The 12640-nt window shown below is 36.8% G+C and carries 11 protein-coding genes; 8 read left to right on the top strand and 3 right to left on the bottom strand.

Features of this window, described 5'->3' with window-relative positions:
• Nucleotides 1-56: 56 nt before the first annotated feature.
• A complete protein-coding gene (locus ZA05_RS07725) occupies nucleotides 57-1856 on the bottom strand; it encodes a LysM peptidoglycan-binding domain-containing protein (protein ID WP_053991118.1) in 1800 nt (599 codons plus the stop codon).
• A 311-nt stretch (nucleotides 1857-2167) separates the two neighbouring features.
• On the opposite strand from ZA05_RS07725, the gene ZA05_RS07720 reads away from it, so the two are divergent.
• From ZA05_RS07720 to ZA05_RS07705, 4 genes are all read left to right on the top strand, one after another.
• Nucleotides 2168-4942 (top strand): S9 family peptidase, encoded by a 2775-nt coding sequence (locus ZA05_RS07720; protein ID WP_053991117.1) that lies wholly within the window; start codon nucleotides 2168-2170, stop codon nucleotides 4940-4942.
• Between the two features lie 227 nt (nucleotides 4943-5169).
• On the top strand, nucleotides 5170-5547 hold the full coding sequence (locus ZA05_RS07715) for a hypothetical protein (RefSeq protein WP_053991116.1): 378 nt from the start codon (nucleotides 5170-5172) through the stop codon (nucleotides 5545-5547).
• A gap of 112 nt (nucleotides 5548-5659) precedes the next feature.
• A complete protein-coding gene (locus ZA05_RS07710; protein ID WP_231632467.1) occupies nucleotides 5660-7417 on the top strand; it encodes an adenylate/guanylate cyclase domain-containing protein in 1758 nt (585 codons plus the stop codon).
• On the top strand, nucleotides 7398-7910 hold the full coding sequence (locus ZA05_RS07705; RefSeq protein ID WP_053991114.1) for a Pycsar system effector family protein: 513 nt from the start codon (nucleotides 7398-7400) through the stop codon (nucleotides 7908-7910). Before ZA05_RS07710 ends, ZA05_RS07705 begins: the two co-directional genes overlap by 20 nt.
• Before the next feature lie 118 nt (nucleotides 7911-8028).
• Here ZA05_RS07705 and ZA05_RS07700 read toward each other — a convergent pair whose 3' ends face one another.
• Entirely contained in the window at nucleotides 8029-8301 is a 273-nt protein-coding gene (locus ZA05_RS07700) for a hypothetical protein (RefSeq protein WP_053991113.1), read from the bottom strand.
• 313 nt (nucleotides 8302-8614) lie between these two features.
• Between ZA05_RS07700 and ZA05_RS07695 the strand changes: the two genes are divergently transcribed.
• From ZA05_RS07695 to ZA05_RS07685, 3 genes are read left to right on the top strand one after another with little or no spacing between them, the layout of a single operon-like run.
• Nucleotides 8615-9502 (top strand): carbon-nitrogen hydrolase, encoded by an 888-nt coding sequence (locus tag ZA05_RS07695; RefSeq protein WP_053991112.1) that lies wholly within the window; start codon nucleotides 8615-8617, stop codon nucleotides 9500-9502.
• Nucleotides 9502-10530: an agmatine/peptidylarginine deiminase gene (locus tag ZA05_RS07690; protein WP_053991111.1), complete on the top strand. Its 1029-nt coding sequence runs from the start codon at nucleotides 9502-9504 to the stop codon at nucleotides 10528-10530. Before ZA05_RS07695 ends, ZA05_RS07690 begins: the two co-directional genes overlap by 1 nt.
• 16 nt (nucleotides 10531-10546) lie before the next feature.
• On the top strand, nucleotides 10547-11413 hold the full coding sequence (locus tag ZA05_RS07685) for a DMT family transporter (protein WP_082333716.1): 867 nt from the start codon (nucleotides 10547-10549) through the stop codon (nucleotides 11411-11413).
• 13 nt (nucleotides 11414-11426) lie between these two features.
• On the opposite strand, the gene ZA05_RS07680 is transcribed toward ZA05_RS07685, so the two are convergent.
• Nucleotides 11427-11819 carry a helix-turn-helix domain-containing protein gene (locus tag ZA05_RS07680; protein WP_053991110.1) on the bottom strand — a complete coding sequence of 131 codons (393 nt, stop codon included), beginning with the start codon at nucleotides 11817-11819 and terminating at the stop codon, nucleotides 11427-11429.
• A gap of 119 nt (nucleotides 11820-11938) precedes the next feature.
• On the opposite strand from ZA05_RS07680, the gene ZA05_RS07675 reads away from it, so the two are divergent.
• Entirely contained in the window at nucleotides 11939-12571 is a 633-nt protein-coding gene (locus ZA05_RS07675; protein WP_053991109.1) for a nitroreductase family protein, read from the top strand.
• Nucleotides 12572-12640: the final 69 nt, after the last annotated feature.

Raw genomic sequence — 12640 nt, 5'->3', positions numbered from 1 at the left:
AAAAAATATTACAATTTCCTACAGATTTGATCGCTATTGCATGTTACGGGCTTGTATCAGTTCAACTCCTTTAAAAAGCTATCTGCATCATATTGGATGATATAAACCCCTTTATTATCATAACTTCCCTTGGCATTTGGTCTATAGTCAAACTTGATATTTACATATTCCGTGACATTGTTTTTTACTGCTTTTTCAAACGAACCCGATTGCGTCATTCTCAGCAAAGTATCATAAGTAATGTCAAATCCATAGATGACGTTTTGGGTTGGTGTACTTTTATATAGGTATTTATATTTTTTGATGAATAGATTGGTGGCATTGGATTGTTTTAAAGCCGTTGCCGAAGGGTACATCAATTTCAAAATTCTAAACCTCTTGGAGGACACCTCGGTGTCATCAGGGATTAAATGGGAATCAATCACCGCCAATTGAATATTGTACTTACTTACTTGGCTTAATAACAAAGTAGTTGCGCTTAGGTAGGTACTGTTTTTGTCGGTGTCAAAAATAACGATATTGTTCCCTCCATTTTTCAATAGGCCCAATAAGTCATCATCCTTAAATGTTCCATTGCTTTTAACATCCAAGAATTGGGCTTCAGGCAACCAATCTTTAATAAAGTTTTTACTTTCTCTTCGATATTTGTCATTGATAACAATAACATTATTGTTTGAGTTGCGTTTGATGTAATTTAAAATGGCCTCACGTTGTGTGGTTTGTGATGGAACCGCTTCATATATATTTACCAAACCTGGTTTTGTGGATGTATTCTCCAAAGTTACTACCGGGATATTTTGTGTAGCAAACATAAGAGTGGCTTCCTCTGTTTTGGTATTTTTAAATGGCCAAATAACCGCACGGAAATTTTTGTTTGGATTTGGCTTTAACAATAGTTGTTCATTTTCCATTTTAACCATGTCCAAATCAAAATTGACTCCCATTTTTTTCAAGGAATCAATAGCTAATTGGGCTCCTCTGTAGAATTCAAGATTTTGACGAAGCACAGAATCCTGAACTTCCGAAAATTGATTCACTTTTCGGAGACCGTCGCCTAATTCCTTCTCGGAGTAAGGGAACAGGAAGATTAATTCGGTCTTTTTGGAATGGTCTAAAGTGCTGACTAAATTGTCGTATTTGGTAGAAGCAGCGATTGTGGAAGACGTTCCTATATTGTTTTCTGTCACGCCAACCGTTTCGGTTGTGGTTCCTGTTTTAGGCATTTTAACTTTTTGCCCAATTTGAACGCCATTAATTAAATCTGGATTTAAAATTAGAAACTCTGATGGCTTCATTCCTGCTTTAACAGATAAACTATATAGGGTTTCCTTTGGTTTTACTTCATAGGAATAGAATTCAACTTTACTATTCGATTTTTTTAAGGTTTTCACAGCTTCATTTACGGTTGAAGGATCTGAAGATGTATAGGCCATTTTATTGGAGGTTGATGCCCCTTTGTTGATTGTTAATTTGTGGCCAACTTGTAAGCCTCCTTTAATATGCGGGTTTTCTTGTTCCAATTCTTCAATTGTGACTCCAAATTGTTTTGACAATCCAAATTTGGTTTCACCTTGCTGAACAATATGTGTTAAACTACCGTTATTATTTTGAGATGTTATGTTGGTTTTGGAAGAATTTTCCTGCGATGAAGGAATAATTAACACTTGCCCGACATAAATACTTTCCTTACTTCCAGGATTCAGTTGATAGATCTGTTCAGGACTAACGTCGTATTTTAAGCCAATACGATATACGTTTTCACCTTTCCTAACTTTGTGCTTTATAGTGTTTTGCTGAGCGCTTGCTAATTGGAAACAGCATAAAAAAAAGATAAAAACATTGAAAAATATTTTCATGAAAAGGTCTATTATTTGTGGCTTTGATTAAAAAATAAAATTAATAAAAAATGGCTTAAACTGTCAGCTTTTTGATGTTCTTGTCAACAATTTATTAACAATCAGATGTTTCCATTTCAAAAAAATAAAGGATTCTCAATTTTTGAGAATCCATAAAAAATGATCTTTATAATATATTTTGGAAACAATCAACAATGGCTTAAAACCATTCTTTACCATTCTGTTATTGTTATCTTTTGATTTACAAATGAATTGGTATTTTCAAATGTTTTTTTCTAATTAATTATCTTTGCTTTTTTAAAAATTTCCCGATGAAAATTTACATTTTTGGCCTACTGTGCTTGTTGACTATTTCCATGTTTTCTCAGAAAAAAGTGATGGACCATTCTGATGTTGCTAAATGGAAGACTATTGAAAATACCCAAATATCTCCTAACGGACAGTATGTGGTCTATGATATTGCTGTGGAGAATTCTGATGCAACCATAGAGCTTAAGGATAATTCTGGAAAGTTGGTTTTAAAACATGAACATGCTCAAAAAGGAAAGTTTACCAACGATTCCAAATATGTATTGTTTGAGGTTCACCCATGGAAAGATTCTATATTAGAGATGAAGCGCAGAAAAGTGGAGAAGAAAGCAATGCCTAATGATTCTTTGGCAATTTATAATTTAGAAAAAAGGACACTAGAAAAATTTGCAAATATTAAATCCTATCAAATTCCTGAAGAGTGGGGAGGTTTTGTGGTCTTGGAATTGGATGAGGCAAATGAAAAATCAAAAGAAATAGACGCTTCAAAGACGGCTTCAGATATAAAGGAGAAAAAAGTCTGTGATAAAAATGGGTTCCATGTGGTCTTGTTGGATTTAACAACTAACCATCGTGACACGCTTAAATATGTCACCAATTACACTTTTGCAAAATTTGGGAAGCGATTGGCTTACACTACTACAGGTGATGAAAACGATCTTAATGCAGGTGTTTTTGTTCTCGATTTGGATAATAAAAAAAGAAGTAAAGTCCATGAAGTTAAATCGGCGACATATTCACATTTAAGCTTTAGTGAAACTGGTCAATATTTAGGGTTTATTGCCGATCAAGATACAACCAAAGTTCAGGTACGACCTAATGAATTGTTTGTCTGGAAGGAAGGAGATCCTTTGGCTCAAAAAGTAGTGGGCAATGAAAATTCACCAAAAGGGTATTTGGTGTCTCCTTATGAAAATTTAGAATTTTCCAAGGATGAATCTAAATTGTTTTTTGGGCTGAGAAAGCCTCCAGTTATAAAGGACACAACGCTTTTGGAAGAAGAAATAGTGAATGTTGAAGTTTGGACCTATGATGAACCGCGACTGTATACAGTGCAGGAATTAGACCTAAAGAAAGACAGCATTAAATCCTATACAACTATTTTTGATCTAAAGCATGGGAAAGTGGTACCATTGGCAACAGAAAATTTTCCAAATGTAACTGTCACAGATCATGGCAATGCCAATTGGGCTTTAGCAAATAACCCACAACCTTATACATTGGAGAGTCAATGGACAGGAATGAGCTTAAAGGATTATGCTATAGTGAATACCACAAATGGAGAAGTAGTACCTATTTTAAGTGCCATTCCTTCTGCAAGGTTGAGCCCCAAGGGTAATTATGTTTATGGTTACCAGGAAATTGATAGTGTTTGGTTTGCATATAATATTAAAAAAGGAACCAAAGTAAACTTGACCAAAGGATTGCTTTTGGCAGACGAATTAAACGATGTGCCGGCGCCCGCAACTGCTTATGGAAGTGCTGGTTGGACAAAGAATGACAAGGCCCTTGTACTATATGACAGATACGACATATGGATGTTTGACCCAGAAACGGGAAAAGGTTCAAAACTCACCAACGGTAGAGTGTCTAAAAAGGTTTATAGATATCTTAAATTGGATAAAGACGAAGATTTCCTAGATGTAAAAAAAACTTGGTTGTTGTCCGTTTTCAACGATGAGACAAAGGCGTCTGGATTTGCTCAATTAAATCCAAAAACAAAGGAACTTCAGGAGCTAACGTATGGACCCTATAAATTTGGGAAACCAAGAAAGGCAAAAGAGAACAATACTATGGTGTTTACAAGGGAATCCTTTGAGGAGTTTCCTGATATAAGACTAACGCAAGATGATTTTAAAACCGATATTCGCTTGAGTCATGCCAATCCTCAGCAATCAGAATATAATTGGGGAACCATTGAATTGGTACATTGGAATTCATTGGGTGGCATCCCTATGACAGGAATGTTGGTGAAACCAGAAAATTTCGATCCTAACAAAACCTATCCAATGTTGGTGAATTTCTATGAACGAAGTTCAAATAACTTGCACAAACATCATACACCCTCGTTCGGTAGGTCAACAATCAACTATAGTTTTTATGCCAGTAGAGGATATTTGATTTTTAATCCAGATGTCACTTATCGCGAAGGATATCCAGGAGAAAGTGCATTTAATTGTGTGCTTCCTGGGGTAACTGCTTTAATTGAAAAAGGCTTTGTAGATAAGGATAATATAGGGGTTCAAGGCCACAGTTGGGGAGGCTATCAAATAGCTTATCTTGTTACCAAAACAAATATGTTTAAGGCAGCAGAGGCTGGAGCGCCTGTCCCCAATATGATCAGTGCTTATGGAGGAATCAGGTGGTGGACCGGTTTAAGCAGACAGTTTCAATATGAGCATGGGCAAAGTAGAATAGGAGGTACACCGTGGCAGTATCCAGGGCGTTACATTGAAAATTCCCCTATTTTTAATATTGATAAAGTACATACGCCATTGCTGATTATGCATAATGATGCCGATGGACATGTGCCATGGTACCAAGGAATCGAGCTGTTTGTAAGCTTGAGACGGTTAGGGAAACCATCATGGTTTTTGAATTATGAAGGTGAGCCACATTGGCCACAGAAATACCAAAACAAAAAAGATTTTAATATCAGGTTGGCGCAGTACTTTGATTATTTCCTTAAAGGAGCTCCCAAACCACTTTGGATGGAAAAAGGAGTGCCTGCCATTGAAAAAGGGATTGATCAGGGGTATGAACTTTTAGAGCATTAAATAAAGAAAAGATAAAGGCCTCCTGTTTGGGAGGCTTTTTTGTTAAGATTCAGGAATTAAATAAATTAGATTAATTCAGGCAATTGTAGTATATTTAATCTATTCACTTAGGATTTTGATTGAGATAGCATAATTGAAAGCCCACATATTTACTCTTAGATTAACTTCGTAATGGTTCTACTTTCTTAAGAAAGTTCAATTTTTAATCTTATTAATATATAGTTATCATGAGTAATGCCATTATTATTACAGTAAGCCTCAAAAACTCCAGCTCAAACCCTCCAAAACTTAAACTGAAAGATTCTCTAGGCGATGACCCCGGAAACGATAATTTAACTACCGAAGTATCTACTGGTGATACCATTACCTGGGTTCCTGATTATAGCAGTGGCATAAACAGTTTGACGGGGATTACAAAAAAGCCTGATTCAGATTATGACCTTCTTAATGGGGACCCTTCAAAGGATGCTTCGGGGAATTACGTGGGTTCTGTGGTGTCTATCTCTCCTAAAAAAGGGGCTGTTGAAACCTATAGTATTGGATTTACAATAGATGGAGACGGAGCGACCTATTCTGATGACCCAAAGCTTAAAATAAATAATTAGGAACGGTTTGCTAATGTATGATTTCAGGAGAAAACCCTATTTCGTAATAGGGTTATTTTGTTTGTTAATAAATTTTGGTGTTGCTCAAAACCAAAAAATTGCAGACAGTCTTGTGCAATTATACAGATTAAAATCCGATCCTAAAAACGAGTTGCAGCTCATTAAGGATATTGCAGAAAACCAAGTACAGCCCAGTAGTAAATTGGAATATGCAGAGCTCTTGTTGGCCAAAGCCAGGTTACTTGATTCTTTAAACTATGTTCACAGTGGATATTTGCAAAAAGGTAATGCTTTAAGGGATTTAGGAAAAAATGTGGAAGCTTTGGAGGCCTATTTCCTTAGTCTAAACCTAGCCAAAGAATTGAAGGATGTAAAAGGAGAGGGCGGAGTGTTGATTTCCATTGCAGATGTTTATTCTATTATGGAAAATTCAGACAATGCTCTAAAGTATTATGATGAGGGAATAGCCGTTCTAAAAAGAACAAAGGACACTATCAAGTTGGCAACGGCACTGTTGAATGCCGGTGATGAGTTTTTTAATATCAAGGATTACGATAAAGCACTTCAATATTTTGAAAATTCTAGGGATATTTTTCAAAAAGTGGACCATCCCATTGGGATGGCTTATAATTATGGAAACTTAGGGATGGTCTATGCCAGTTTGGGTAGGCATGAAGAGGCGAAAGCGCATATAAATCAAGCCATACTTATTTTAAAAGATTTAGAAGATTATTATCCCATTTCCGTGTATCTCACCTATATGTCCCAGATTTATGAGACCCATGGTGATATGGATACGGCACAGCAATTTGCTCAGCAAAGTCTTGATTTGGCAAAGGAATATGGGCTTAAAGAACAAATGAGTGATGCCTATTTGTTGATTTCCCAATTGAAGGAACATCAGGGGGATATTGATAGTGCTTATACTTTTTATAAGAGTCATGTAGCGTATCGGGATAGTTTGAACAACATCCAAAAGGTACAGGATATGGCCGATTTGCGTACAGATTTTGAAGTTGCCCAAAAGCAGCTGGAGGTCGATCTGCTCAATCAACAAAAAAGGACTCAAAAAATCATTGTTATTGCCACTACCATTGCTCTGTTTTTAATTGGTCTTTTGGCAGTTGGGCTTTTTAGAAGAAATGCTTTCATCCAAAAAACGAAACGCATTATTGAGAAGGAAAAACAACGCTCCGATCAATTATTGTTAAATATTCTACCGGAAGAAACCGCTAAGGAACTCAAGGAACATGGTAAAGTAACATCACATAGATTCGATTCGGTTTCCGTTCTCTTTACGGATTTTGTGGGCTTCACAAAGTATTCTGAAAACTTGACGCCAGAGGCTTTGGTGGAAGCAGTAGATTTCTATTTTTCAAAGTTCGATGAGATTATCGAACGGTATGGACTTGAGAAGATTAAGACCATAGGGGATGCCTACATGTGCGTAGGTGGTCTTCCTTTTGAAATTGAAGACCATGCCAAAAAAATTGTGAAAGCTGCCATTGAAATCGTAACTTTTGTGGAAGAAATCAGTAAAAATCAACATACTGAAAAGAATTTTATCATTCGGGTAGGGATTCATACAGGGTCTGTGGTGGCAGGCGTGGTAGGGAGGAAGAAATTTGCCTATGATGTATGGGGTGATACCGTGAATATCGCTTCTAGGATGGAATCCAATTCAGAAGAAGGCAGGATCAATATTTCGGCTATCACACATCAATTAATTCAAGATGAATTTGAGTGCGAGTATAGAGGAGAAATAGATGTGAAAAATAAAGGGATGATGAAAATGTATTTTGTGACACATCCCAACGATGATGCAAAGCAACCAATTAAATCGATAGCATATGGCAATTCAGGATCCTAACAATTATTGGGAACAGTTGGAACGATTGGAAAAGCTAATCCGCGCCTCAGAATTAAAGGCTGGTGTGGTGTTTTCTTTCCACAGTTTGATTTTGGGAATATTTGTAGATCGAATAAAAACGCTATCGGAATTGTTTGAAGATGGTATATTCCCTAAAATAGGGATTATCTGTTGGATGTTTTTTGTGCTGCTGTCCATTTTTTATTGTTTTAAATGTTTTAAGCCTCAAATAGAACGCAGTTACGAGAAGAATGTATTTTTCTTTAGTGATGCGGTTTACAAATTTGGTTCTATAGAAGAATACACCCAACATTTAATAGAAATCTGCGGAAGCGAACAAAAATTATACGAACAATTGGGGCAGCAAATCCATGCCGAGAGCAAGATTATTGATGGGAAATTTAGATGTGTCCATAGCTCTATTAAATACTTTGCTATTAGTTTTGTGTTCGCAATTCTCGTTGTCATCTATTGGATATTTACATTATTCTAAGTAGCTGTAACGATTGGATTTATTGGCATTAATCCGTTCTTATGTAAAATTTTTATAAAAGTTAACAGCCTCCTAATTCTATTGTATTAGGAGGCTGTCTTCATAAACTTTGGTTGATCTAGGCGCTGTAGCGCTGTTTCTCGGTAACTGTTTGTTTAATGTGCAATAGACTGTTTACGATACCTATGAGTTCAAACTTTAAAAAGTTCTTATTCTTCTTACTAAAATGATTAATGCAATAGGTGTATAAAGCTTGGTTCCCCTTTTTAATGTTTACATAATAGGTGTCTTTTTCAGAGTCTAAAATAATGGAGCTCTTATAGTTACTTTCTATTAGTAACCAATATGATATACTGTTAATTTGATTGAACAAAGAAAGATTTGTATCCATATTTTTAGGTTTTAATAAGATTTGAGTAACCTTATATTTCTATAAAAAAGGTAGCAAATGAAACACGTAACCACAAAATTGTTTGTTGTAGGAACATTTTTATCAGTTAAAATGTTTAGGCTCTGCAGTTTATCGAAATAAATGAATATTTCGTAGAGATTTGAATTTTCACTTTTCTGTAAGTTGTTGATAGATGGGCGTTTAAAAATGTGTTGTGGAAACTGAAATGGTTTCATTAGGATTGTGGGAATAGAGTTTTTTTTAAACTTTAATCCAAAAAATAAGTAATTTTACAGCCTTTAATTATCGTAATATGTCCAATAAAAAATATACCATTGCGGTAGTTCAGCTTAACCTAAATGACGTAGCTGAAAACAATCTTAAAAAGTGTCTTAGTTGGGTGGAAAAAGCTGCTAAACAAGGAGCTGAAGTCATTTGTTTGCCAGAGCTTTATAGTAGCCATTATTTCTGTCAAACTGAAGATACCGATAATTTTACTTTGGCAGAACCTCTTTACAGCACGTCGTTTACTGCGTTTAGTGAGTTGGCCAAGAAATTAGGCGTGGTGATTGTGGTCCCGTTTTTTGAAAAGCGCATGGCGGGGATTTATCACAACAGTGCTTATATTATCGATACTGATGGTACCGAAGCCGGATTATACCGTAAAATGCACATTCCAGATGATCCTCATTTTTATGAGAAGTTTTATTTTACCCCGGGAGATTTAGGGTTTAAAAACAATCCCACAAAAAAAGGAAATATTGGTACGCTTATCTGTTGGGATCAATGGTATCCTGAGGCAGCACGGCTTACCGCTCTTAAAGGTGCTGAAGTGCTATTTTATCCAACAGCTATTGGCTGGCATCCCCATGAAAAAATGGAATATGGAGAAAACCAATATGGTGCTTGGATGAATGTCATGAAAGGACATGCAGTGGCTAACGGCGTTTATGTAGCTGCGGCCAACAGAATTGGTTTGGAGCAATATGTACCGAATACCGCTGGAATTGAATTCTGGGGAGCTTCTTTTATTGCAGGACCACAGGGAGAGATTTTAGCACAGGCTTCACACGACCAAGAAGAAATTTTAATGGCTGAAGTGGATTTGGACCTTCAAGAGAACGTACGTCAAAACTGGCCATTTTTTAGAGACCGTCGTATTGATGCCTTTGAAGATATTACCAAAAGAGCAATCGATTAATGAGAAGGTTTCCTGCAGAATGGGAGCCCCAACAGGGCGTTTTGTTGTGTTTCCCGCATAATGGCAATGATTGGCCTGGAAAATACCAAGCCATTCAATGGGCCTTTGTAGAGTTCATTAAAAAAGTGGCTACCTACGAAGAAGTGTTTTTGGTAGTTGCTGATGAGCCTTTAAAGGAAAAGGTAGGAGGTATGCTTACCACGGCTCATGTCAATTTGGAGCAGATTACTTTTATCATCCATAAAACCAATAGAAGTTGGATGAGGGATTCTGGGCCTATTGTAGTTTATAACGATGGAAAACGAGAAGCACTTAACTTCAACTTCAACGGTTGGGCCAAGTATAAAAATTACCTTTTGGATAGGCATGTTCCAAAAAAAGTGAGCGACAGGCTGAACATGCCGCTTAGTCAAGTTAGCTATAATGGCAAGCCAGTAATTGTGGAAGGAGGCGCCATTGATGTCAATGGAAAGGGAACCTTGTTGACATCGGAAGAATGTTTGATGGACCCTAATATCCAAGTTCGCAATGAGGGCTTTACCAAAAGTGATTACGAAGCTGTTTTTAAGGAATACTTGGGCGTTACTAATGTGATTTGGTTAGGCGATGGTATTGTTGGAGACGACACACATGGTCACATTGATGATCTGTGTAGATTTGTAAACGAAAATACCATCATTACGGTTGTTGAATCTAATCCTGAGGATCCCAACTATAATGCTTCGCAGGACAACTTGAAACGTTTGCAAAATGCTGTGTTGGAAAATGGAAAAAGTCCTAATATTGTTACCTTGCCAATGCCGAGACCAATTTTGTTTGAGGATTTGACACTTCCAGCGAGTTATGCCAATTTTTTGATTTTGAACAATTGCGTATTAGTACCTACGTTTAATGATGCTAAAGACAGGGAAGCATTGAACATAATAGCCGATTGTTTTTCAGACCGAGAGGTGATAGGCATCAGTGCTATTGACCTGATATGGGGATTTGGTACGCTACATTGCCTAAGCCAACAAATTCCAAAATAAGCAACTGTAATTGCCTATGACCTTAAAAAAGACCATCACATTCATGATCCTAAGTACATTTTCTTTTGCACTTATGAATGTGACGGTTAAATATCTCTCCAATATCCATGCCTTTCAATTGGTGTTTTTTAGGTCCTTAGGGTCTTTGATATTTACATTTGGGTATTTGTTGAGACATAGAATCCCTATTTTAGGAAACCAGAAAAAGCTTTTGGTATTGAGAGGTATCGTTGGTGTGACCTCCATGACGCTGTTCTTTATGTCCGTGAAATACTTACCGGTAGCCACTGCAGTATCACTTCGATATATTGCTCCTATATTCGCGGCCATTTTTGCCGTTTTGTTTCTGAAGGAAAAAATTAAGCCAATGCAATGGCTTTTTTTTATAATGGCTTTTTCGGGAGTTGTGGTATTGAAGGGCTTTGATACGCAATTGCATACATATGGACTGGTTTTGGTACTATTGGCAGCAGTTTTTAGTGGGTTGGTGTATACCCTTATCAATAAAATAGGCACAAAGGATCATCCTGTTGTGGTGGTGAATTATTTTATGGTGATTGCGACAATTACAGGTTGTTTATTGGCATTAAAACATTGGACTACCCCACAGGGCGTAGAGTGGATTATGTTGGCGTTTTTAGGTGTGTTTGGTTATTTTGGACAAGTGTATATGACTAAGGCTTTTCAATCTGCTGCAACAGGCTTGGTAGCGCCTATGAAATATATCGAAGTTATTTTCACCCTAATTATAGGAGTACTATGGTTTAAGGATGTGTATTCCTTTTGGAGCCTTTTAGGGATATTACTAATTGTTGGTGGACTTATTCTAAACATCTCTTTTAAAGAGCGCCAAAAAGTAGCCTCCACAACTCATAAGCATTAATGAAAGTAAAAGGTTATTCGGTCTTTCCCGTAATGCGTTTTCTGTGGTTCTTTCCCCATTTATACAATTCCTCAATGGCGGTATCCAAGGTTTTTCCATAGTCGGTAAGGGCGTATTCCACTACAACCGGTATGCTGTCATAAACGGTACGCTTTACCAAATGATTCATTTCCAGTTCCCTCAATTCCTTTGAGAGCATTCTATCGCTAATTTTAGGAATTTCCTTGGCAATTTCACTAAAGCGCTTGTTTCCAAAAGTTAAGGAAATAATGATGGGCAACTTCCATTTTCCACTTAATACATAGAGTGCATCTTGAACAGGTTGAATAATGCCTACACAGGTACTATGTGCCTTTTCGCATGTTTCGGCTTTATCGATGAGTTCCAATTGTTCCTGTAATCCCATAATAGTTCATTTAATGTAAGTCACTATACTCTTGTATAGTACTATACTTTTGTTAAGTACTTACTTTTCTATAGCAAATATATGTAAATTTGTCGAGACAATTAAATAAGTTAAAGATTATGAGTTTAGTAGAGAATTTAAATTGGCGTTATGCAGCAAAAGCTATGAACGGCGCTACTGTACCGCAGGATAAAATCGATTATATATTGGAGGCCACTAGATTGTCGCCTTCGTCTTCGGGGTTACAACCATATAAAGTGTTTGTAATCACCAACCAAGAATTGAAAGAAAAGATCAGACCTATTGCTTTTGATCAACCTCAAATTACCGATGCGTCCCACTTATTGGTGTTCGCTGCTTGGGACAACTATTCTTTGGAGCGTATTGAAGAAGTATTCAATAAAACCATGAATGAGCGTAATTTGCCTATAGAAACTATGGACGATTACAAAACCCGTCTGTGGGGAATGTATGAACCACTAGGAGAGGAGTGGCATGCCAATCATGCTGCTAAACAGGCCTATATTGCTTTTGCTATGGCCATTGCAGCTGCGGCTGAGCAAAAAGTAGATGCTACCCCAATGGAAGGATTTATTCCAGATCAATTGGATGAGTTGTTGGATTTGAAATCTCAAGGACTTAAAAGTAACTTGATTTTGGCTCTTGGGTATAGAGATACCGAAAAGGATTGGTTGGTAGATATGAAGAAAGTTAGAACGCCAAAAGAAGAGTTTGTAACGGAATTGGCCTAACCATAAAGATTATTTTAAGTTTTGAAAAAGCCCTCTACAATCCCAAGACAAAATGATTGTAGGGGGCTT

The sequence above is a fragment of the Mangrovimonas sp. TPBH4 genome (genome assembly GCF_001280505.1).
Classification (GTDB): Bacteria; Bacteroidota; Bacteroidia; order Flavobacteriales; family Flavobacteriaceae; genus Mangrovimonas_A.
This window is presented reverse-complemented; position numbering and strand designations above follow the sequence as displayed.

What these genes read in the sequence shown, in the direction of transcription:
- ZA05_RS07700 (WP_053991113.1), bottom strand. Translation starts at nt 8,301, where the DNA reads ATGGATACAAATCTTTCTTTGTTCAATCAAATTAACAGTATATCATAT.
- ZA05_RS07720 (WP_053991117.1), top strand. Translation starts at nt 2,168, where the DNA reads ATGAAAATTTACATTTTTGGCCTACTGTGCTTGTTGACTATTTCCATG.
- ZA05_RS07690 (WP_053991111.1), top strand. Translation starts at nt 9,502, where the DNA reads ATGAGAAGGTTTCCTGCAGAATGGGAGCCCCAACAGGGCGTTTTGTTG.
- ZA05_RS07705 (WP_053991114.1), top strand. Translation starts at nt 7,398, where the DNA reads ATGGCAATTCAGGATCCTAACAATTATTGGGAACAGTTGGAACGATTG.
- ZA05_RS07675 (WP_053991109.1), top strand. Translation starts at nt 11,939, where the DNA reads ATGAGTTTAGTAGAGAATTTAAATTGGCGTTATGCAGCAAAAGCTATG.
- ZA05_RS07695 (WP_053991112.1), top strand. Translation starts at nt 8,615, where the DNA reads ATGTCCAATAAAAAATATACCATTGCGGTAGTTCAGCTTAACCTAAAT.
- ZA05_RS07680 (WP_053991110.1), bottom strand. Translation starts at nt 11,819, where the DNA reads ATGGGATTACAGGAACAATTGGAACTCATCGATAAAGCCGAAACATGC.
- ZA05_RS07685 (WP_082333716.1), top strand. Translation starts at nt 10,547, where the DNA reads ATGACCTTAAAAAAGACCATCACATTCATGATCCTAAGTACATTTTCT.
- ZA05_RS07725 (WP_053991118.1), bottom strand. Translation starts at nt 1,856, where the DNA reads ATGAAAATATTTTTCAATGTTTTTATCTTTTTTTTATGCTGTTTCCAA.
- ZA05_RS07715 (WP_053991116.1), top strand. Translation starts at nt 5,170, where the DNA reads ATGAGTAATGCCATTATTATTACAGTAAGCCTCAAAAACTCCAGCTCA.